The sequence below is a fragment of the Sphingobacterium multivorum genome (genome assembly GCF_900457465.1).
GTDB classification, from domain to species: Bacteria; Bacteroidota; Bacteroidia; order Sphingobacteriales; family Sphingobacteriaceae; genus Sphingobacterium; species Sphingobacterium multivorum.
In genome coordinates this window covers 194,200-214,193 of sequence record NZ_UAUU01000008.1, presented here as the reverse complement: position 1 = coordinate 214,193, position 19,994 = coordinate 194,200, and the positions used below count along the sequence as shown (strand labels likewise).

Genomic DNA, 19,994 nt, shown 5'->3' with positions numbered 1-19,994 from the left:
GTGTTTTAAGAAATTAAGCTTGGTAAAAATTATCATAAAGGTTCTCTATATTTAAATCGATTATCCAATACATCCAAGTTTAAAAAGATGATGTATGAATAACACCTATTTACATGAAGAATAAATGACGATAAAAATATATAGACCAAAGAGCTTACTTCTAAAAAAATATATTGAATGCTTCTATGTACTTGAGAAAATTCACGAAGAAAAAGCGACGGCATATTTTACGTTTCCGAGCATTTACACCATAGTGACGATAAGTGAGCAGACCAAAACTAAGGTAAGCCCAAATGAGGTCATTACGAAGCATTGTCCGTCCAATTCGATAGAAACAAACCTTGTATGCAATTTTAATGAACCTGTTTTAGTGAGTTATGAGGGAAAAATAAATGAAATTACCACTTACTTCAAACCTCTTGGGATAAATGCTTTTATACCCAATGATTTAAGCTATTATAACAGCGGAACATTTCCCGATTTTAATCCGCACTTGGATTATAAAAACGCGATGACATCTATCCTTTCCATTGATAACCAAGACGAGCGAATCAGGGCCTTAGAAGAGTATTGGATATCAAAATTTTGGCTATTTGAAAATGCATTGCTCGAAAACATAATCACCGAAATGCTAGATACAAGTAACCTCAATCAATCGATGTCAGAATTTTCGCTAAAAACAGGAAGATCGAGAACAACCATAAATAAGCAATTCGATCAACATATCTGTAAAACACCTTCCCAATTCAAAAAAATCATTAGATTTCGAGCTGCGATTCAAAGTCACCTCGAAGATGGCAACAAAATAGGTCTGTCTTATAACCTGGATTATTTCGATCAGTCCCACATGATCAGAGATTTTAAAAAATTAACAGGGTTTACACCAAAAATTTTCTTTTCCAAAATAGCTGATCTTGAACGGGACCAAATAAAATGGATTTTTATTTAGCAGGTTTACAAAAATACAATCACACTATTTTATTAAACAGTAACATTGCTCCATAATTATTTATACCATACGCTATGAAGCTTTTAATGTTACTTATGTTTTGTCCAATTTTTCTTGTGGCACAAGAAAAAACATCAGCCAAACTTGCCACCTATATGCAGGCACAAGCCGATGTAAATAATTTTAGTGGAACAGTTCTTGTCACGAAAAACGGCGCGATTTTATTAAAAACAGCCTACGGTTTAGCAGATTATGAATGGAGGATCAAAAATACGATCGATACGAAGTTTCAGTTGGCATCGGTCACAAAACAATTTACCGCGGCTGCTATTTTACAGCTCGTAGACAGCGGAAGATCATCGCTAAACGATAAACTCAGTAAGTTTTTCCCCGATTATCCAAAAGCCGATAGTATAAGTATCCACATGTTGCTGTCACACACCTCAGGACTTGCTATGGGTTTCAAAGAAATCGCATTAAGTAGTATAAGTAGCGATTCTGCTTATGCCGCCATCAAGAAAATTCCTTTCGAATGCTCACCGGGAACGAAAAGCGCCTATAGTAATATCGGTTATTATTTGTTAGCAAAGATTATTGAAAAGGTCTCAGGTGAGCATTACGCTTCTTTCTTAAAGAAAAACATATTTGATAAAGCTGGCATGAGTAACACCGGAGTCAGTAATAATGATTCCATCGTCACGAAAAAAGCAAAAGTATATTACCCTAATGCAGAAGGTTTTATCCATAATCCCCATATCAACTGGGAGATCAACCTGGGCCACGATGGCATTTATTCAACCGTTGAAGATTTAGCCATTTGGGACAAAGCACTCTATGGAACAACGATTCTATCGGCAGCGATGAAAGAAAAAATGTTTACACCATATAGCGCTGAAAATTGGGGCTATGGATTTATCATCAATCCATTTTACAATCACGGACATTATTTGATTGCACATGATGGCGGATTCTTTGGTACAATGACTTCTTTTAATCGATTTACTGAGGACAAACTCTTTGTCACTGTCCTTTCCAACAACGGCTCCCCCGCCCATATCATCGGGTATGGACTGTCTGCGATTGCGCTGGGTAAAGAAGTAGAGCTTCCCTATAAACATTATCCCACCAAAATAGATACGACGCTGTACGATAACTATGCAGGTGAATATGGGAAAATACATATATTAAAAATTGCAGGCAAACTCTACTATAACGATGCGGATACTGAACTCATTCCCGAGTCTAAAACAAAATTTTTCAGGGCAGACGACAACGACAGAACAATCGAGTTTGTTAGAGACAAAACAGGAATTTACAATTCCCTTATTTTAACAAAAGGTGGCGTTAAGGAAGTTTCCCCAAGGACCAATAAAAATTAATGAACCCATATGCATGCTTTTAGCATCAAATGTGTAATCGACTCTTTGAAACCTTAAAGAAAAAAATTAAATTACGCCCTTATCAGTCCAGTGTTAAATAGTATACAAACTATCCTAAATTATAACATCGTGCAACAGACAGATCAAAATCCGTAGAAAGCTAAAAAGAGTCCTTTATTAAAGTCTTTTTTCGGATGCCTAGTGTTTATGGCAGCCTATCTCATCAGTTTTTTTATTTTTGATGCAGGCAACAATGTGAAGCTGAATTATATTATTTTTTCGCCGCTTGCATTTATACTGAGCTGGGTATTTTGCTATTTCTATCTGCTGTTAAAAGATACCAGTACTTTGAAATATTATCTACTGGGATGTATGCTGATAGCCGGTACAATTATATATACAAATGGTATTTTTGATATCGATATTAGGATTCAAAACTTCTTTCACTCGTCGACACTCCCGAAAAAATACGGGCAATATCTCGATATCAATAACACCAAAAATAGATTTGGACGACATGAAATCATTCTTTTCAAGGCGAGTAGTAATCCTATTGATCAGTTTTTGACAAAGAACAACGAATTAATCATCCATAGTTTGAGCAAGGCTAAAAACGCTAACGATGCAGAACCAACCATCCATATGTTTTATAAATTGGACAAAAACGGCAAGCAGATCGATCAATATTCTTACACACAGGATGAAGATAAGGATACAGAGATTCTTTTCGAGGGCTATCTGATCAACATAGGAAAACATTACTTTCGTAGCTGGCCATTAGATGGTGATACCACAAAAAACAGCATTGAAATACGCAATGCCGATCTCAACTGGACTGCGGATCAACAACGCCAACAACTAGATGATATCGATCGTAAAGCACAGTATTTTCTTTCTGAGCGAATCTATGATTTCGAACACAGCAATTCGAAAAGCTACTCAAAAAAAACGTATTTCATGGACGGTAAATGGCATATATTCTATGAAAATATATCGGATGATGGTAATTTAAATCTGCAAACTGTGTCTAGAGGGCGTACAGTAAATGACCTTTTCGGACACTGGGACAAGAATGAATGGGTCACGAATCATTCCCCCGCCAATATTCAATCGGTTTATTACCAAAAAATCAGGCGTATTCGCAATCGACAGGATGTGAACAGCGGAAAATATGAGCAAGGCGATCGTTGGCAAGGTTGCCTTTTCTCACACCTTGTTGTCGAAAACGACACCTTAAAATTTAAAGATCATTTATATCTTGATGAGGAGTGGCATTGGTCTCAGATTGAAATCAATGGTAAGAATATTGGAGCGCTGACTTTTGAGGATACGGAACAATTTCATAACTATGGTTACTACTCAAATGCGGCTTTAAATTACCAGCTTTTCACCAGTCGACGCAATAGGCTTTATTTGATTAAAAGAATAGATCCTTAGCTTCATCCAGATAAATTAGGAAAAATAATAAGCAGACGAAATGCGGACTTGCTTTTTGCTATCCAAAATAATGACTATATTACATGAAATGAATTTTTGTAGAAATACATCCAATTTGATAGCCATTGGATCCTAGTGAAAATAAAATTCTGATATAGAAGGAAATAAAGCATATGAACAAAAGATATTTTTTCTACTTCATCCTCATTATCACCTTGTTCGCCTCGTGTGGTCTTATTCATAACCTTCCTGATTCGGCATCTCCCAATACTGGTGTAGATCCCAATTTATGGTATTCATTTGTGGATCAGAATGGAAATTTCTACCCCGATAATTGGAAGAAAAGTTATGGCATCCCCTCGAATAAAGCTGCTAGAGACCCTTATTCACTGATGAAGATTGCCACCGACAGAGGCGACCGCGAACAGTTACTTGCTTTTGAACGCGGTAACATGCTGCGTCTGTCAAAACGCATTGCACCAAAAAAACGTGTGTTCATTTTAGTTCATGGCTTTAATGCCGATGAAGAATCCGTTGTAAAACAATATAAATATATTGCCGATCATATCGTTACAAATCCCAAAACCGACGAAATTATTCGCTTTTATTGGGATGGTTTACGATCAACCTCTCCGTTTCGATCTGCAAAAAACTGGTTTTCCGCAGCCTCCTTTAGCCAGATGGCCGGTGAATTTGGATTGAGACGTATACTGAATAATATGGCCGATAAAGATGTCTTCATTATCTCTCACAGTCGTGGAGCATCTGTGGTGATGAGTGCTATTTCGAATCCGGAATACAACAGTTCTTTTTTCCGCTCAGGCCAAAGACATTCATAAGGTCGATATCGAGCGGGCAAAACCTTTATTGGAAAACAAAAACAGGATTACCTGTATTATGTTGGCGCCAGCCATAGGGCTTTCCGAATTTCAGTATACCGATACAACAACTAGCACCAAAAAATTTGTGGAACTGAGCTCCCAGGTTAAGAAAATACATATCACCATAAATGGTACGGATAAGATGTTGAAGAAGTTTTTTGGATTCTTATCGAATAAACTTAATCCAACAGATCTGGGATATAAAGAGGAAAGTTTTAACGCACTTAAGAAAAATTATACCATCTTTTCGATGACTGATTTCACAGGAATGTCAAGCCATGACTTTAGTCGTTATATCCGAGATCCCAAATTCAAACAGATGCTTCGGGAGGAATCCATCCAAGTACAATAAGATGGCCGCTCGTCTAATTAAGTCAATAGGCTATGAATCGAAACTATTCGCTCAAAACGGCCATGGTTACTTACGGAAACAGGCAAGCGCCTCTTCCCATCCCTCAGAACGAGGCTTGGAACTCCGAGAGAATCTTTAATAATTCCATCTCTTTTGATTTCAACAATATCGTCCAAATGAACTAATTCGCCAGCTGCTACGCTATGTATAAAATCAGGGGAAACGATGGTCTTCGTATAATACCTTTTTCCTTCGCAGATGACTTCTCCCCTCGCCTTGCAAGCAGTTCGTTCAATAACTGAACACCGCAATTTTAAAGGAATGTACTTTCTGATTCCTGTCTGTCTATTCCATATTTTATAGGCAGCCTCTTTCATACTCCATAAGAGCCAAACAACAATTTCGGGGTCTGGACTGTTCACAATCAACAGTTGTTCCTGCTCATTAAATAGTTTTGAAAGAAAACCTCTACGTCTCCAATTACTCTCTTTTCTGGACTGAACCAGATCGATAATGTCATTACCAATCATTTTTCTTGTAACTTGCTTTCGATTATTTCGACTGCGGCTCCTATATTAAGCATACGCTCCATATCAGAATTTTCAATAACGATCCCAAATTGATCTTCGATATCCAGTACAATATCGACCAAATTGGCTGAATTAATTTGTAGATCACGCATAAAATCAGTCTCTTCAGTAAGCTTTCCGAAAGCTTCTTCGTTTGTTGTGTAGGGTGCTATAATTGGTTTTAAAGCACCGATCAATTCTTCTCTCTTCATAAATTTAGTTATCAAATTTTTTAAATATTAAACAGGCATTTACATCTCCAAACCCGAAACTTGCCTTGGCTATAATTTGGGGTTTGACATCAATTTGATGTATTGATACTCTTGATGGATCTATCAGTGCTGCGATCTCGGGATGTAAATCAGTACAATTACTGTTTCCGAATAAAAATCCATGAAATAACTGCAAAACTGTGGCCACGCATTCTATGCTACCTGCCGCGCTGAGACAATGCCCAGTCATTCCTTTTAGCGAATTTATCCATGGAAAATCTTTCCCTTTACGCCCAAGTGCCTCGGTCCAGTTTTCTATTTCAAAAGCATCTTTGGCTGTTGCCGTTAGATGACCGTTTATAGCATCGACATCCCATTTGGAGACGCCCGAATTGTTTAGGGCCTCTTGAATGCAACGGCGTACAGCATCAGCGTTTGGAGCTGTCATACTGCCTGTTCCCCGTTGTCCTCCAGAGTTTACTTGGCCGCCCAATAACTCGCCATATATAACGGCATTGCGTGCTAAGGCACTTTCCAAATCTTCCAGTAATAGGGCTCCAGCCCCACTACCCGGGACGAACCCTGCGGCTGTTGCACTCATTGGGCGCGACCCTTCCGCAGGGCGGTCATTATATTGCGAACTACAGACACGTAGTGCATCAAAACCGCCCCAAATATAAGGCCCACTATCTCCAGTACTGCCTGCCAGCATGCGTTTTGCTCTTCCGGACCGAATCCGGTCATATGCCATTAGAATTGCTTCAGTCCCAGTAGCACAGGCCGAGGAATTGGTGGTCACCTGATTTCCGAGGCCTAGTTTCCCGCCTAAATATGCACTGACACCACTGTTCATTGTTTGCGCCACAACTGTACTACCTAGTCTGCGGGTTTGTAGCTCATCAATTTTATAAATACTCTCGCGAAACTTATCAATACCTGATGTACCTGAACCAAAGACTGTTCCGCTATCCCAATCGGGGGCCGAATTTACGGCAATAGGAAGACCTGCATTTGTCCAGGCCTCCATTCCAGCAATGACTCCGTACAAGATGCCTGTACTATTAAAACCTCTAAGCTCAAGTTCAGTGAAATATTGCCTTTTAAGATCATCTGATATTTGCGGCATTCCAGCAATCTGGCAGGAAAACTGTAGTTTTTCCAGCTGTTCATCATGTCTAATACCCGAAACGCCATCTTTGATGGCCTGAGTAAAGGCAGGCACCCCCACTCCATTGGGCGCAACGACTCCTAGTCCAGTAATCACAACTCTCTTCATAACTCCTCCGTCATCATGCCTGCCAATATCCCTTTACAAACTTCCTGTCCGGCTTCATTCTTCATCGTAACGGCACACTTTAGTTTGCCAAACCTAAAATATATTTTTTTTGAAAACACGGTGACTTTCTCCTTTGGATATACTGGTTTTAAAAACTGTATTTCAGTAGAAGTCAACGCAATAGACGAGCCTTGCATTAAGTCTTTATTGAGCAGAAAGATTCCCAAACAGGCCAGACCTATTTGAGCCATCGTTTCGATCAGAATAACTCCCGGGGTAATCGCTCTATCATAAAAATGGCCGCGATAAAAGTCCAGATCTTCATCAAAAGTATAGGTACCTGCAACACCTTCGTCATCGACATGAATCAACTCATCGACAAATAAAAATGGGGCCCTGTAGGGCAATTTCGCTAGTATAGCATTCAATTCCATTGTTCAAAATGAGTAAGTTACCACTGTAATAAAACCCGCTGTGCTGAAAATCCCGGACCGAAACTCAGCATCAACCCCAATTCACCGGCTTGAGGCTTACGTTTCATAATACGTTCAAGGACGTAGAGTACCGTGGCGCTCGACATATTACCATAGTCCGCTAGTATAGCCTTAGTATCTTCAATATCTTTATCAAATTCAGCAAAAATCTCCTCGATTGTGGCTACGATCTTTTTCCCGCCCGGATGAAAAATCATGTAATTAATATCTTTAATTTCCAGCTGGTTCTTTTTCAGGAATGGATGTATAACTGCATCAAAATGGGACGCAATCACATTGGGCACATCCACATCCAGTATCATCTGCATACCAGTGTTGGTCAATTTAAACCCCATAATGTCCTCCGCATCATAAAAATGATACATCTCCTGATCAAGAATTACAGGTCCGCAATCTTCCTCACAGGATGAAAGCAGACAGCAAGCTGCACCATCGCCGAAAATGGCGGCACTGACCATATTCGACATCGAGAAATCTTCCAGCTGAAAAGTCGCTGTTGGCGCTTCGACGGCAATAACCGCAGCACGTTTACCTGGGTTTGCCTGAAGAAAATTTTTAGCATAAATAATACCTGAAACACCGGCAACGCAACCCATTTCGGTAACTGGTAACCGCACAATATCCTGTCGGAGTTTCATCCTATTAATAAGATACGCGTCTAGAGAGGGGATCATAATTCCAGTGCAACTGACTGTAATGATATAATCCAGAGACTGGGGATCCCAGCCCGTTTGTTCAAGGGCCTGACGAAGTGCTTGCTCCCCTAGGGCTATCGCCTCCCGGCAATACACATTGTTTTTTTCTTCAAAAGATGTCGCCGTGAAGACTTCAATCGGATCCATAATCGCATAGCGCCTGTCCACGGCGGCACCTTCGAAAAGTTTCTTGATTTTCTTAATAAAACGAGGTTCCTGTCCATGAAGCCAAATATCCAATAGCGGAAGAATATCAACGGTAGTACAAGAGTATTTAGGGAGTTGCTTGGCAACATTTATTATTTTAACATTCATCTATTGAAAATTATCCACTGGTAACGAAAGGCCCATTTCCATTGGATGGTGTAATGTTCTAACCGTAATCTCTTTGCGAATTGTACAAGCTCAATCTTTTTAAACCCGCGCAGTATGGAAACAAGCCCATCCACTTTTGTCATTCTATTTAACCTAAAAACAACAGCAATAGTTTGAAAAAGCCGGTAAGCCATTTTACTCCTTTGTAAATCGTTTATGACGACCCCCAATTTTGATACGTTGACCAGGCTATCTAGCAAACGAAAAATCGCTTCATCGTCGAAATGATGTAAAGTAAGCGTACACAGAACAATGTCATACTTGACATCTTCAAAATTCGCTTCAAAGATATCTGCACACAAATAGGATATATTGGTATAATCTTTCGACAGATCCCTTGCACAATTTATTGTATACGGATTAGCATCAATCCCGAGCAATGAAAGCTTAATATGATGTCTATTGCCATAATCGCTTAACATGCGAAGCATGTCCCCATTACCACAACCGATATCCACAATGGTTATTGTTTCATTCTTGTAGCCGGTTGAAAGCAATGTTTTCACACCATTCAACGTAATGCTATTTCCGCCTAGAAAACGATTAATCTTTGCAATTCGATCCAGCGTGACGCGAAGTTCGTCGCCCTCCAGCCGAAAATCGTCCATGATCTCATTCTGCGATGTTCTATATCTTGTGTCTATCCCCATTTTATTGAGCTTGCATTTCCATGAGTTTGTTTTATCATCCAACTTAAGATTTTTGGAAAAAATATCGTAGCCTTCATTAGAACCGCGGTACCTATTTTATAACGCAGTACACCCGACAGAAGTCGTCCGAATAAGAGCCGTCTTTTAAAGGTTCGATTCCATTGATTCATATAGGACTGTTCCAATTGCTGGCGCGAATCGATATGACCATGGTAATAGTCCACAATAAGCTCGGAAGCCATTTTTGCACTATGTATCGCCATCGCCATCCCATTTCCACAGAATGGATGAATAAGACCGGCCGTATCACCAATCATAAGCATATGGTTTTCTACCGCTGATTTCTGATCAAATGAAAATTGACTTATTGCAAGCGGCTTGTCAAAAAGTAGTCTACTCTTTTCAAAAAAACACTGAAGATGCCTATTTTTAGACAACACATACTTTTGATAATCACCTATATTTTTATACCTCTTGAACGTTTTTACATCGGCCAGATAACATAAATTTATCTGGTCATCTTCGACCTTAGAAATACCACAATAACCGCCTTCAAAATGATGCAAGGCAATAAGGTCATTCGGAAAATCGCCCGAATAGTGTGCTTTAACAGCCATCCACGGAGAGGTTTTTGTTATAAAATCGCGGGATAAGAGCTGATCCACATTGCTGCGTTTTCCATATGCGCCCAGTACAATTTTTGATCTTAATACCTGATCTTGAAATGAAACAGCAAATGTATCATTGCTAAAGGATACGCCTGTGACGGTCGCAATAACAATTGTACAACCCGCCCCTTTTGCTCGCTGATATAACAGATCATCCAACGCGTAACGACTGATGCCAATTCCACCCAAGGGTAACCTGACCCTATTCATCTGCCCACCTTCTGTCGAGAACTCAAGCTCCCGAATATGTGTTGGACAGAGCGATTCGACATCCACTTGTAGCCAATGCAGATAGGGCAAGACTTCGTTCGAAACATATTCGCCACAAACCTTATGACGAGGAAAATCATGTTTTTCGATTAACGTCACGTTGAATCCTTGTTTAGACAGATGCAATGCACTTGTAAGTCCAGCCAAGCCGCCACCTATAATAATCACATCAGGGTGTATTACCATATATCCAAGTTTGTTCTATATGAGTTTCATCTACAAAAAATCAACGTTACAAATCATGCTTCGGTCTCATACATTGGTTGCCCCCGCTATTCAACAGACGATTCTTAATAAATCTGTTCGCGACCTAGGATTTTCCTGCACAGGACAATATCATCCATCCGCTTTTATAAAAAGTCTCTCTGATAACAGCCCTTAGCGATAAATGGTTTTTATTTGACCGTAAATAAAGAAGGCAACTATCTGGATTTATATTCACGGTCGACAAACATTTTATCCAGAAAAAGATACCTGTTCCGAAATTCTTCAGCAGAAGCTTTCACCTCGGTATTCAAATTCAAGATATTCATTCGCTGATCTTTTGCTGTTGTTTTCGGCCAGGCTGGAAGTCCTTTTCCATTTGGATCACCCGTCTTGATAAAATTAACAAAGTACTGCTGACCAAGTTTCGAAACCTTGTAATCATCTTCTGTCCAGGCAAAAACATCATTACTCTGCAGATTTCCCAATAAATATTCGATATCACTGGCATGGAAAGCTCCCGGTAGGGGCTGTGGGCTTTTTTCCTTGTCTTCTTGTGTAGATTTCTTGCTAATTCCTCCGGCAAGCCCGGTTTGTGCATCACGATATGCCGGTTGCATGGGTGGCCGCGGTTTACCGAATATATAAACGAAGACTGGGTTACCGCTATTCTTTCGTTGCAGGTCAAGCCATTTCCAAGTACTATACACAATAAAATTATCGCTAGCTAATGCAGTTGCCGATTCAATGACTTCTGCCTCGGTCTTCCCTGGATACTCCTTGAGCACTTCTTCAGCTTTAACACCAAACTGTGCTCTTACCAACTTCTCATAATTCTCCGGAGATGGGTAAGATTTACCCATGTAAGCCATATAGGGAGCTTCCGTGGAAGTCCAACCGGCAAGCAAGGGAACCTTAGATTGCTCCCCGGCTTCAAAAATAGCCAATGGAGATCGCGGCAAAAAATAGCCATCAACAATCAAACGGGTAGTGAAGGCTCCTGGCTCGCTGGCTTTATCTAGAAGTTCGGCCGCAGGAATTTCACGCAGTTGATCAAGACCTGTTGCATTTACCCGCGATGCAAATGCAACACCCTGTTGTTCCTGCTCAGTAATAGAGGCTGTACCATACCGTAAGTTAAAGACACTTCCGCTCTGACCGATAGCACGCGTAAACAACCCCTTGGATAGCGGACTAGTCATTTGAGCGGAAACAGACATACTTCCTGCCGACTCGCCACCGATGGTGACCGCATCGGGATCACCGCCGAATGCAGCTATATTTTTTTTGACCCAAACCAAAGCTGCATGCTGATCCAGCAGTCCATAATTTCCTGAAGCATGTTTCGGTGATTCCTCCGTTAATGCTGGATGCGCGAAGAAACCAAAGATACCAAGACGATAGTTGACAGTAACGACAATAAGACCTTCTTTAGCAAAACTTTCACCATCATAACGATTTTCAGATCCATCACCAGCATTGAACCCCCCGCCGTAAAAATAAACTAAAACAGGAAGTTTGCCTGAATGAAGACTCTTTGGACGCCATACATTCAGGTATAGACAGTCTTCACTGATCCCCGGCGACCGAAATCGCATATCCCCATAGATCGGTTTCTGCATCGGAGAATAACCAAAATGATCTGCTTTTCGGATGCCAGACCAGTGTTCAGCAGCTTGCGGCTCTTTCCATCTCAGATCGCCTACTGGGGGTTTTGCAAAGGGGATCCCTCGGAAGGACTCGACCCCGCTTGACAAGATAATCCCTTCTAGCACCCCCTCTTCAACCTTTACCTGTGGCATTTGGGCGAAAACAAACGATGCAACCAAAAGCCCAACAACTGTAAAAAAAATCTTTTTCATCATAACATTCATTTAGAACTCTAGAGTTTTATTCTTACAGTTAAAATACAAAATAAAATCTATACCACCGTGATAGACTAGCATTTCACCGCAAAAACCTAAAGAAAATTTAACCAATAGACAAATACCTGCAGCAGCCGGATGCTTGCTTGCTTGCTTGCTTGCTTGCTTGCTTGCTTGCTTGCTTGCTTGCTTGCTTGCTTGCTTGCTTGCTTGCTTGCTTGCTTGCAGTGATCAACGCATTTAGTTGGTCAGCCAAACAAAAAGTAGCATAAGCCATTGGACAAGAATACATGTCCAAAATGGCTTACTACTTGCTGTGGTCAATATTTCGAGTACACCAATAAACTTTGACCTTATAATAGTATAGAAGCTGGTGTTATTGTCCAAATCCAAGGAATCAAACTTCACTTTGTTCAGACCAAAAATGACAATGCGTCGCACCCAAGGGCTCTCAATTTTGGTATTTTTTACGTCATTAATCAGTTTAAGTTTCGCAAACGAATAATCAGCGACATTTTGTACTACATCGGGCTGATTTGATTGAAAAATTAAAAGTACTTTGTCAAATGCTGGAAGAATGAGATCATCCTGCCTTTCCTCCACGACAAGACTTGCAATCTTCGAAAACACATATTTGTTGCTGAAAATAAAAAGTAATACTGGTAGCAGGATCAATCCAATCAGCCAAAGGAATTTAGCCGCGGCTTGTGCGGGACTGACTGTCGAAAAGAAAGCTTCATGACTAGCATTAAATTGTAAACTACCAACCACCAAATAAAGTAAAGTCGAAACAATAGTCAGCAAATAATATTTGACTAAAGTTTTCGTCCCCAATACGCTCAATTTTTTTAAGTACGATAACTGTGTTTTCATCTTGTTATAATTAATTACCCTAATTTAGCATTATTCGCCAAACATTGATCCGTCGGTTTAATTCTCGATTGTTTTCATTTTAAATCCGCCAGGAAAGAATTTTTATTCGTCATCTCCATTTCTGCCCACCGATTTTCTCCACAGAAATGTAAAAAAATATTTGCGTAGCTAAATAACTACACGTATATTCGTAGTCAAATGACTTCAAAATGAACTTAAGACGAGATGTTTTCCAAGCTATAGCAGATCCAACAAGAAGAGCGATCTTACTTCTTTTGGCCTCACAAGCCATGACTGCAGGTGCAATTGCAGCCAACTTCAATACAGCAAGACCGACAGTTTCAAAACATTTACAAATATTGACGACATGTGAGTTATTAAAGTCTCAACAAAATGGACGTGAGATATACTATCAACTCAACCCAACGAAGATGAAAGAAATTGCAGATTTCATCGAACCTTTTCGTCAAATGTGGGATGACAGATTCAATAGATTGGAAGCTATTATGCAAAACTACAAGAACAAATAATATGGAGGTAAAAACCAACGTACAGGCTGAGGATAATAAACAGGAGATTGTCATTACAAGAGAGTTCGATTTACCTGTTGAACTGCTCTTCAAAGCATACGAGGATCCCGAAATTTTTGAACAGTGGATGGGAACCAAAGTCTTAAAATTGGAAAATAAAACGCATGGCTCCTATGCGTTTGAAACTTCCCATAATGGCCAGGTCATGTTCAAAGCAAATGGAACGATACACGAATTCCTGCCCAATCAACGTATCACACGGACGTTTGAAATGGAAAACAGTACATTTCCCGTACAATTGGAATATTTAACATTTGAAAAAATAAGTGCAGAACGTAGCAGGCTTCACATCCATATTATATTTCAGTCGGTCGCGTTTAGAAACCAGCTGCTACAGATGCCTTTTGCGCAAGGAATCAATATGGCGCACAACAGATTACAAGAAATTCTTTCCAAACTTACCTAAAGCACTACATGATGAATCCAAAAATTGAACATTTTTTTGAAAATGCGACAAGATGGAATGAAGAATTCAATCTGTTGAGAGAAATTGTCCGTGGCAATAAAACACTGCAAGAGGATTATAAATGGATGCACCCTTGTTATACATTTGAAGGTAAAAATGTCGTATTGATACACGGGTTTAAAGAATACTGTGCACTGCTATTCCACAAAGGTGCATTATTAAAAGATCCCAAAAATATATTGATCCAGCAAACCGAAAATGTTCAATCGGCCAGACAGCTTAGATTCACCACTGTTGAACAGATTGAATCATTACGAGAGGTGATATCGGCATATATTCAGGAAGCCATCGAAATTGAAAAATCAGGTAAGAAAGTGGACATGCGAAAAGCTACTGATTACCCTGTACCAGAAGAATTTAAGCGCGCCTTACTGGAAGACCCTTTGCTCCAAAAAGCCTTTCAATCACTTACGCCTGGTCGGCAAAAAGGGTATCTATTCTACTTTAACCAGGCAAAACAAGTGAAAACTCGCGAGGCAAGAATCGAAAAATACTACCAGCATATTCTCGATGGAAAAGGTGTCGATGACTAACATATTTATTACAGTTTATTCGCGATATAGTAGTCTATAAAGAGTAGATTTGTCTACAATCAAATAGACAGAACTAGACCAAGACGAACGATTATAGCAATTATCGTAATCCGGTATACTCAATTCGTCGACTCATATATCGCTGAATTCACATGAATAAAAAATTAGTATTGCTCCTCTGCGGCCTCTTGCCCATTTTTTCACAAGCACAGAAAAAGAACAACGCAACACAACGCCCCAACATCGTCTTTATCCTGAGGGACGATTTCACGGCCCAGGCATGGGGCGTATACGGTGGTATTTTAAAAGATTTTGTCAAAAATCCGAATATTGAAAAATTAGCCAGTCAAGGGGCGGTGCTCAATAATACCTTCTGTACAAATTCCATTTGCACCCCTAGCCGCGCAACCATACTGACAGGACAGTACAGTAATAAAAACCAAGTTTACACACTTGAAGATGCTTTGGATCCCGATAAGGAAAACATCGCTAAGGATCTGCACCATGCAGGCTACCAAACTGCTGTTTTTGGAAAATGGCACCTAAAAAAGAGGCCAAGTGGATTTGACGATTTTAAAGTTCTACCTGGACACGGTGTTTATCATAACCCGACTTACCTCTCTAAAGACAATTGGAATGATAAGGAAGAGGCTGGCACACCTTACGAAGGCTATGTAGATGATATCACCACAACGATGAGTCTGGACTGGTTAAAATCACGCAACCCAGACAAGCCCTTCTTCTTAATGTGTCATTACAAAGCGACACATGAACCCTTTGATTTTGCGGAGCGATTCAAAGATTACTACAAAGATGTGGAGTTTCCTTATCCTCCTACATTTTTGGACTCAGGAGCAACCACGACTGGACGCACTTTTGAAGGTCAACCCTTGGAAGAGCTTGGCCGCCGCTATGAGCAAGCTTCGGTAGGCCCCTTTTGGACATCTTATCCTGAGCTTCCGTTTTCAACAAAAGGAATGGCCCCTTTGGAAGCCCGCAAAAAGATCTACCAAAAGTTCATCAAAGATTATCTCCGTTGCGTCGCTGGGATCGATGATAATCTGGGAAAAATTATGCATTACCTTAAAACCGCAAATTTGGACGAAAATACCGTTGTGATCCTGGCTTCCGATCAAGGTTACTTCTTGGGAGAACACAATTTCATGGATAAACGTCTCATGTACGAAGAATCACTGCGCATGCCTTTTGTAATCAGCTACCCCAAAGAAATCAAAGCGGGTAGTCGATTAGACGATATGATTCTAAATATCGATTTCGCTGCGCTATTTGCAGACTATGCCGGCATCAAGAAACCCGCTTACATCCAAGGCGAAAGCTTCCGGAATAACCTCAAAGGAAATACATCCAAAGCATGGCGGTCTGCCCTATATTACCGTTACTGGCAACATGCACCAATACGCCCTGCCCACCTTGGAGTCCGTGATGAACGTTACAAACTGATTTATTTTTACGGACAGCCCTTAGAAATGACAGGTAGTGATTCCAAAACAACAGCACCAGCCTGGGAATTCTACGATCTACAACAGGACCCCATGGAAACACACAATGCCATTCTGGACAAAAAATATGTCAAAGAAATTGCCCGGTTGAAGAAAAAGCTGACTAAACTAAAAGCCGAAGCAGGCGATGATGATGCAACAAGACCCGCTTTTCAGCAGGTCCTCAAGCAAGAAAACTTAACTGTTAAATAAATGGATGATATGGACCTGCTGCCAGCCATCGTCAACTCAATTATAATAAAAACGGGGATCCAGCTTTGGATCCCCGTTTTTATTAAACGACCTCTGTTAAACAGCGGTATATCCACCATCAACTAAATAGTACCCTCCTGTCATAAAGGATGATTTATCCGAACTTAGGAAAAGAACCAGTTCAGCGACTTCTTCGGCCTTTCCCAAACGTCCAATAGGGTGTTTACTGATTAATGCATTGATATGCTCTTTATCCAACTTCGCCAATAAAGGGGTATCAATGTAGCCAGGTCCAACTGCATTGCAACGAATATTCTTTTGACCATATTCTGCACCAATGTTCTTTGTCAATCCCACAACAACATGTTTGGCTGCAGTATAAGCACTTGACATTGGAGCAGCAACAGTACCGTGAATGGAAGCCATATTCACAATAACTCCGCCTCCATTTTTTTCCATCGCCTCCAGCTGATATTTACAGCCATAAAATACGCCATTGAAATTAATATCGATGACTTTTTTCCAGCCATCTAGACTATACTCTCCAGTTAGGGCAGCCTCTCCCCCAATACCCGCGTTATTACAGGCAATATCGAGTCGGCCAAATGTCTTGACGGCATAAGTCACCAAAGACTCATTGTCAGTTGGAGATGAGCTATCTGCTTTAAAGAACGCGGCCTCTCCTCCCAGAGATTCAATTTGTTTTACTGTTTCTTGGCCCGCTTGCTCATTGATATCCGAGACAACGACCTTTGCTCCTTCTTTACCATAAGCCAGTGCAACAGCCAGTCCGATCCCGAACCAGCCCCAGTTACCAAAGCTACTTTATCTGCTAAAATTTTCATATGTTATAAATTTTATGATAAATACAATTTAGTAAAAGCAAAGCGGAATCAAGTAGAAGCGGACATTTACTTCATTTAAAACGAAACTAAAATGACATTTCTCGGCGGATTAGTTCTCTAACTGCGGATATTTTTTATATAATCTATCCAAAAACAAACGCCCCATCAATTGGAGCTTGGCTTGTGTTTCAAACATACCTGAACCTGGAGAAATAATACCATGCGGCATACGCTGAACAGTGCCATAATACATGATATCGAGCCCATTTCCATTGAGGTTAAGATGCATTTTCTTAGGTTTCAAACCCATGACGGAGCCCATACGCGTTACCTTTTCAGCATTTGTAATCTGCGCAGTTCGTGCATTGAGCAAGGTTTCATGATCGAAAACCAAATGGTCTCTCACCTCCCCCTCATCAAAAAATACGTAATGCAATTCGTTGTTGCTAAGCACCAGATAAGAAGCGTTATCCCGTTCATTGTAACGAGCCTTTACTCCTACAGCCGCCCAAGCAACAGTCTTCGCTGCTGTCGCCGCAGCCGAAGCAACTTTATCCCCAACCGTTGCAATATACGCGCATTGCGTAAAGGCGTCGATTGGAGCGCCGTTCAATTGTTTTCTTAATTCGCTAAATTCATCATTTAACAATTCATCTTTTACACCTGGGGCTAGGCCAATCCCGGATTCACCTTCATATTTTTTGGCCGTCTCCTTTTGCTTTTTTATCATCATAAGAGAAAAAAACACGCAAGCTACAACGATAACAGCAAAAATGCCGATGTACAACATCATAAAATAAAATTTAAAATGGGTTTATAATTCAATAAAAATCCAAAAAAGGAACAACCTAGTTAGTTTTCCTTTTTTTAATACAATCGGCTACAAAAATTTTGCCAGACTAAAGAATTTTATCCGGGTAGTGAATATTATTTAATGCGGTTTGGTGCATATCCACCCAAATAGCGCTGTTTGACTGCTGTATAAGCCAATTTGGAGAGCTTCGCATGTCGGCATCGGCATCATTATTATAAACGGCTGGAAAATCAGACTCTTTGGCTCGAAGCAAAACGGCGATCGTACCTGCCATAAGCAAAGGAATATCACCCAACACGAGATTATAAAAACCATCTTCAAGCAATCCTGGGCTAAAACGCTGTAAGCTGTCGTAACTACGCTCCAATTTGCCAATCAATTTTTCCAGTTCGTGTGGGTAGTGAACCACAGCATATGACTCAAACAGCCTCGACCCTTTGTCGTAGGCGCCAGATTTCATCAGGTTGAGCGCTTCATTTCTATACACCTGCAACCAACGATCTGACCCGAGATCATGATATTCCGCTGCCGCATCTATACCATCCCGTTTCAGGGCCCAAAGTTTAAGCTGCTCAAGCCGCTCGGTGGTTTCCATTTCATTTTTTCCCATAAGACTACCGCTCCCGTTCCCTAAGCTCTAATTGTAATAGAATATCGCGCTTTTTACCTTCAATCAAAGATAAATTGCCAGCAACAAAAACGCCTTTCTGTCCTGAATTTTTGCTGATACCATATACAGTCGATTCATCATCAGGATCTGACGCCCCTTCGTAGCGAAATAAGTAGTCAATTTTATACTCATCAGCATGAGCCAACAAATCGTCAAATTCGATATTATAGTCTATTGTGTAACCTAAGTTGTTTAACTTTTCCAAGGCAACACTTGCAGAGGAGTATCCATGCATTCTTTCCATAGTTGATTGTTCTAAATCCGATCTAAATTCTAATTTTTATAATTTATTATAAAACGATTGACAAAAGGGTTTTGTTTTCCGCAAGTTGAAATAGTTTATTCAAAATCATATGTCTACTTTTGTGCTACCAAACACGATGAAATATGGCAAATCTAGCAGCACCAGCTTATCAGCATACACCTCAATTGGCATTTCAACGATTACTCGATGTCTTATATACCTTACGGATTGAATGTCCTTGGGATAAGAAACAGACCATGGAAACCCTTCGCCATTTGACGATGGAGGAAATGTATGAATTGACCGATGCCATTTTGGAAAAAGATTATCCCGAAATAAAAAAAGAACTTGGTGACGTCTTGATGCACCTTGTATTCTATGCGCGCATTGCCGAAGAAGAGGGACAGTTCGATATCGTAGACGTACTTAATGCAATCTGTGATAAATTGATTACGCGGCATCCCCACATCTACGGTAACACCAATGCCGATACAGAAGATCAGGTCAAATCCAATTGGGAAACAATCAAGCTCAAAGAAGGCAACACATCTGTTCTTTCTGGCGTCCCGAAAGGTTTGCCCGCATTGGTGAAGGCGTATCGTATTCAAGATAAAGTGCGCGGTGTCGGCTTTGACTGGGAAGATAAGAAACAAGTATGGGAAAAAGTAGAGGAAGAACTGGCCGAATTTAAAGCTGAATTTAATCTAGAGACAGCACTTCCAATGGATCAGGAAAAAGCGGAAGGCGAATTTGGCGACCTCTTATTCTCCTTGATAAATTATGCACGGCATATGGGTATAAACCCCGAAAATGCGCTTGAACGTACCAACAAAAAATTCATTGCACGCTTCACCTATCTGGAACAAAAAGCAGCCGAAAATAAGCAGCAACTGCAGGAAATGAGTTTAGCAGAAATGGACGTTTATTGGAATGAAGCTAAAAAATTGAAAAAATAAAGCAATTCCTATAAA

General features: G+C 40.3%; 23 protein-coding genes. 10 read left to right on the top strand and 13 right to left on the bottom strand.

Annotation, left to right across the window (positions count from 1 at the left end; all coding sequences use genetic code 11):
* The first annotated feature begins 124 nt into the window (after window positions 1-124).
* The 5 genes from DTA23_RS09360 to DTA23_RS28820 all read left to right on the top strand — a co-directional run bounded on the left by DTA23_RS09360 (window position 125) and on the right by DTA23_RS28820 (window position 4,998).
* Window positions 125-949: a helix-turn-helix domain-containing protein gene (locus DTA23_RS09360; RefSeq protein ID WP_112374525.1), complete on the top strand. Its 825-nt coding sequence runs from the start codon at window positions 125-127 to the stop codon at window positions 947-949.
* A gap of 116 nt (window positions 950-1,065) precedes the next feature.
* Window positions 1,066-2,328, top strand: coding sequence for a serine hydrolase domain-containing protein (locus tag DTA23_RS09355; RefSeq protein WP_204990717.1), 1,263 nt, complete (start codon window positions 1,066-1,068; stop codon window positions 2,326-2,328).
* A 207-nt stretch (window positions 2,329-2,535) separates the two neighbouring features.
* On the top strand, window positions 2,536-3,765 hold the full coding sequence (locus DTA23_RS09350; protein ID WP_112374523.1) for a hypothetical protein: 1,230 nt from the start codon (window positions 2,536-2,538) through the stop codon (window positions 3,763-3,765).
* A gap of 173 nt (window positions 3,766-3,938) precedes the next feature.
* Window positions 3,939-4,604 carry an alpha/beta hydrolase gene (locus DTA23_RS28825; RefSeq protein WP_256603239.1) on the top strand — a complete coding sequence of 222 codons (666 nt, stop codon included), beginning with the start codon at window positions 3,939-3,941 and terminating at the stop codon, window positions 4,602-4,604.
* A gap of 28 nt (window positions 4,605-4,632) precedes the next feature.
* Window positions 4,633-4,998: a hypothetical protein gene (locus tag DTA23_RS28820; RefSeq protein WP_256603238.1), complete on the top strand. Its 366-nt coding sequence runs from the start codon at window positions 4,633-4,635 to the stop codon at window positions 4,996-4,998.
* 17 nt (window positions 4,999-5,015) lie between these two features.
* On the opposite strand, the gene DTA23_RS09340 is transcribed toward DTA23_RS28820, so the two are convergent.
* The 9 genes from DTA23_RS09340 to DTA23_RS09300 form a co-directional block, all read right to left on the bottom strand.
* Complete coding sequence (locus tag DTA23_RS09340; RefSeq protein ID WP_112374522.1) at window positions 5,016-5,528, bottom strand: 4'-phosphopantetheinyl transferase family protein; 513 nt, start codon at window positions 5,526-5,528, stop codon at window positions 5,016-5,018.
* The gene (locus DTA23_RS09335; protein ID WP_112374521.1) at window positions 5,525-5,779 is read right to left on the bottom strand and encodes an acyl carrier protein; all 255 of its coding nucleotides are present in this window, start codon (window positions 5,777-5,779) and stop codon (window positions 5,525-5,527) included. Before DTA23_RS09335 ends, DTA23_RS09340 begins: the two co-directional genes overlap by 4 nt.
* 4 nt (window positions 5,780-5,783) lie before the next feature.
* Window positions 5,784-7,055 (bottom strand): beta-ketoacyl-[acyl-carrier-protein] synthase family protein, encoded by a 1,272-nt coding sequence (locus tag DTA23_RS09330; protein WP_112374520.1) that lies wholly within the window; start codon window positions 7,053-7,055, stop codon window positions 5,784-5,786.
* Window positions 7,052-7,489 carry a 3-hydroxyacyl-ACP dehydratase FabZ family protein gene (locus DTA23_RS09325; protein WP_070568678.1) on the bottom strand — a complete coding sequence of 146 codons (438 nt, stop codon included), beginning with the start codon at window positions 7,487-7,489 and terminating at the stop codon, window positions 7,052-7,054. The genes DTA23_RS09330 and DTA23_RS09325 overlap by 4 nt, the downstream gene beginning before the upstream one ends.
* A 17-nt stretch (window positions 7,490-7,506) precedes the next feature.
* Window positions 7,507-8,559 carry a type III polyketide synthase gene (locus DTA23_RS09320; RefSeq protein ID WP_112374519.1) on the bottom strand — a complete coding sequence of 351 codons (1,053 nt, stop codon included), beginning with the start codon at window positions 8,557-8,559 and terminating at the stop codon, window positions 7,507-7,509.
* On the bottom strand, window positions 8,556-9,269 hold the full coding sequence (locus tag DTA23_RS09315) for a methyltransferase domain-containing protein (protein WP_112374809.1): 714 nt from the start codon (window positions 9,267-9,269) through the stop codon (window positions 8,556-8,558). The genes DTA23_RS09320 and DTA23_RS09315 overlap by 4 nt, the downstream gene beginning before the upstream one ends.
* Window positions 9,260-10,393 (bottom strand): NAD(P)/FAD-dependent oxidoreductase, encoded by a 1,134-nt coding sequence (locus DTA23_RS09310; protein WP_112374518.1) that lies wholly within the window; start codon window positions 10,391-10,393, stop codon window positions 9,260-9,262. Before DTA23_RS09310 ends, DTA23_RS09315 begins: the two co-directional genes overlap by 10 nt.
* A 236-nt stretch (window positions 10,394-10,629) precedes the next feature.
* On the bottom strand, window positions 10,630-12,276 hold the full coding sequence (locus DTA23_RS09305; RefSeq protein WP_204990719.1) for a carboxylesterase/lipase family protein: 1,647 nt from the start codon (window positions 12,274-12,276) through the stop codon (window positions 10,630-10,632).
* 240 nt (window positions 12,277-12,516) lie between these two features.
* On the bottom strand, window positions 12,517-13,149 hold the full coding sequence (locus tag DTA23_RS09300) for a hypothetical protein (protein WP_112374517.1): 633 nt from the start codon (window positions 13,147-13,149) through the stop codon (window positions 12,517-12,519).
* A gap of 209 nt (window positions 13,150-13,358) precedes the next feature.
* Between DTA23_RS09300 and DTA23_RS09295 the strand changes: the two genes are divergently transcribed.
* The 4 genes from DTA23_RS09295 to DTA23_RS09280 all read left to right on the top strand — a co-directional run bounded on the left by DTA23_RS09295 (window position 13,359) and on the right by DTA23_RS09280 (window position 16,450).
* Entirely contained in the window at window positions 13,359-13,679 is a 321-nt protein-coding gene (locus DTA23_RS09295) for an ArsR/SmtB family transcription factor (RefSeq protein WP_112374516.1), read from the top strand.
* 1 nt (window position 13,680) lies between these two features.
* Entirely contained in the window at window positions 13,681-14,145 is a 465-nt protein-coding gene (locus DTA23_RS09290) for an SRPBCC domain-containing protein (protein WP_112374515.1), read from the top strand.
* 8 nt (window positions 14,146-14,153) lie between these two features.
* Window positions 14,154-14,738 (top strand): YdeI/OmpD-associated family protein, encoded by a 585-nt coding sequence (locus DTA23_RS09285; RefSeq protein ID WP_236560166.1) that lies wholly within the window; start codon window positions 14,154-14,156, stop codon window positions 14,736-14,738.
* A 152-nt stretch (window positions 14,739-14,890) separates the two neighbouring features.
* Entirely contained in the window at window positions 14,891-16,450 is a 1,560-nt protein-coding gene (locus DTA23_RS09280; RefSeq protein ID WP_112374514.1) for a sulfatase family protein, read from the top strand.
* Between the two features lie 96 nt (window positions 16,451-16,546).
* On the opposite strand, the gene DTA23_RS09275 is transcribed toward DTA23_RS09280, so the two are convergent.
* The 4 genes from DTA23_RS09275 to DTA23_RS09260 all read right to left on the bottom strand — a co-directional run bounded on the left by DTA23_RS09275 (window position 16,547) and on the right by DTA23_RS09260 (window position 19,023).
* Entirely contained in the window at window positions 16,547-17,227 is a 681-nt protein-coding gene (locus DTA23_RS09275) for an SDR family NAD(P)-dependent oxidoreductase (protein WP_256603497.1), read from the bottom strand.
* Window positions 17,228-17,404: 177 nt separating this feature from the next.
* The gene (locus DTA23_RS09270) at window positions 17,405-18,088 is read right to left on the bottom strand and encodes a hypothetical protein (RefSeq protein ID WP_112374513.1); all 684 of its coding nucleotides are present in this window, start codon (window positions 18,086-18,088) and stop codon (window positions 17,405-17,407) included.
* Between the two features lie 106 nt (window positions 18,089-18,194).
* A complete protein-coding gene (locus tag DTA23_RS09265) occupies window positions 18,195-18,719 on the bottom strand; it encodes a hypothetical protein (protein ID WP_112374512.1) in 525 nt (174 codons plus the stop codon).
* 4 nt (window positions 18,720-18,723) lie between these two features.
* The gene (locus DTA23_RS09260; protein ID WP_046675905.1) at window positions 18,724-19,023 is read right to left on the bottom strand and encodes a hypothetical protein; all 300 of its coding nucleotides are present in this window, start codon (window positions 19,021-19,023) and stop codon (window positions 18,724-18,726) included.
* 143 nt (window positions 19,024-19,166) lie between these two features.
* Between DTA23_RS09260 and mazG the strand changes: the two genes are divergently transcribed.
* Complete coding sequence (gene mazG, locus DTA23_RS09255) at window positions 19,167-19,979, top strand: nucleoside triphosphate pyrophosphohydrolase (protein WP_112374511.1); 813 nt, start codon at window positions 19,167-19,169, stop codon at window positions 19,977-19,979.
* Window positions 19,980-19,994 lie beyond the last annotated feature (15 nt).

Coding starts and splice junctions, on each gene's coding strand:
- DTA23_RS09360 (WP_112374525.1), top strand. CDS start 125: ATGACGATAAAAATATATAGACCAAAGAGCTTACTTCTAAAAAAATAT.
- DTA23_RS09350 (WP_112374523.1), top strand. CDS start 2,536: ATGGCAGCCTATCTCATCAGTTTTTTTATTTTTGATGCAGGCAACAAT.
- DTA23_RS28825 (WP_256603239.1), top strand. CDS start 3,939: ATGAACAAAAGATATTTTTTCTACTTCATCCTCATTATCACCTTGTTC.
- DTA23_RS09340 (WP_112374522.1), bottom strand. CDS start 5,528: ATGATTGGTAATGACATTATCGATCTGGTTCAGTCCAGAAAAGAGAGT.
- DTA23_RS09335 (WP_112374521.1), bottom strand. CDS start 5,779: ATGAAGAGAGAAGAATTGATCGGTGCTTTAAAACCAATTATAGCACCC.
- DTA23_RS09330 (WP_112374520.1), bottom strand. CDS start 7,055: ATGAAGAGAGTTGTGATTACTGGACTAGGAGTCGTTGCGCCCAATGGA.
- DTA23_RS09325 (WP_070568678.1), bottom strand. CDS start 7,489: ATGGAATTGAATGCTATACTAGCGAAATTGCCCTACAGGGCCCCATTT.
- DTA23_RS09320 (WP_112374519.1), bottom strand. CDS start 8,559: ATGAATGTTAAAATAATAAATGTTGCCAAGCAACTCCCTAAATACTCT.
- DTA23_RS09315 (WP_112374809.1), bottom strand. CDS start 9,269: ATGGGGATAGACACAAGATATAGAACATCGCAGAATGAGATCATGGAC.
- DTA23_RS09310 (WP_112374518.1), bottom strand. CDS start 10,393: ATGGTAATACACCCTGATGTGATTATTATAGGTGGCGGCTTGGCTGGA.
- DTA23_RS09305 (WP_204990719.1), bottom strand. CDS start 12,276: ATGATGAAAAAGATTTTTTTTACAGTTGTTGGGCTTTTGGTTGCATCG.
- DTA23_RS09300 (WP_112374517.1), bottom strand. CDS start 13,149: ATGAAAACACAGTTATCGTACTTAAAAAAATTGAGCGTATTGGGGACG.
- DTA23_RS09295 (WP_112374516.1), top strand. CDS start 13,359: ATGAACTTAAGACGAGATGTTTTCCAAGCTATAGCAGATCCAACAAGA.
- DTA23_RS09290 (WP_112374515.1), top strand. CDS start 13,681: ATGGAGGTAAAAACCAACGTACAGGCTGAGGATAATAAACAGGAGATT.
- DTA23_RS09285 (WP_236560166.1), top strand. CDS start 14,154: ATGATGAATCCAAAAATTGAACATTTTTTTGAAAATGCGACAAGATGG.
- DTA23_RS09280 (WP_112374514.1), top strand. CDS start 14,891: ATGAATAAAAAATTAGTATTGCTCCTCTGCGGCCTCTTGCCCATTTTT.
- DTA23_RS09270 (WP_112374513.1), bottom strand. CDS start 18,088: ATGATGTTGTACATCGGCATTTTTGCTGTTATCGTTGTAGCTTGCGTG.
- DTA23_RS09265 (WP_112374512.1), bottom strand. CDS start 18,719: ATGGGAAAAAATGAAATGGAAACCACCGAGCGGCTTGAGCAGCTTAAA.
- DTA23_RS09260 (WP_046675905.1), bottom strand. CDS start 19,023: ATGGAAAGAATGCATGGATACTCCTCTGCAAGTGTTGCCTTGGAAAAG.
- mazG (WP_112374511.1), top strand. CDS start 19,167: ATGGCAAATCTAGCAGCACCAGCTTATCAGCATACACCTCAATTGGCA.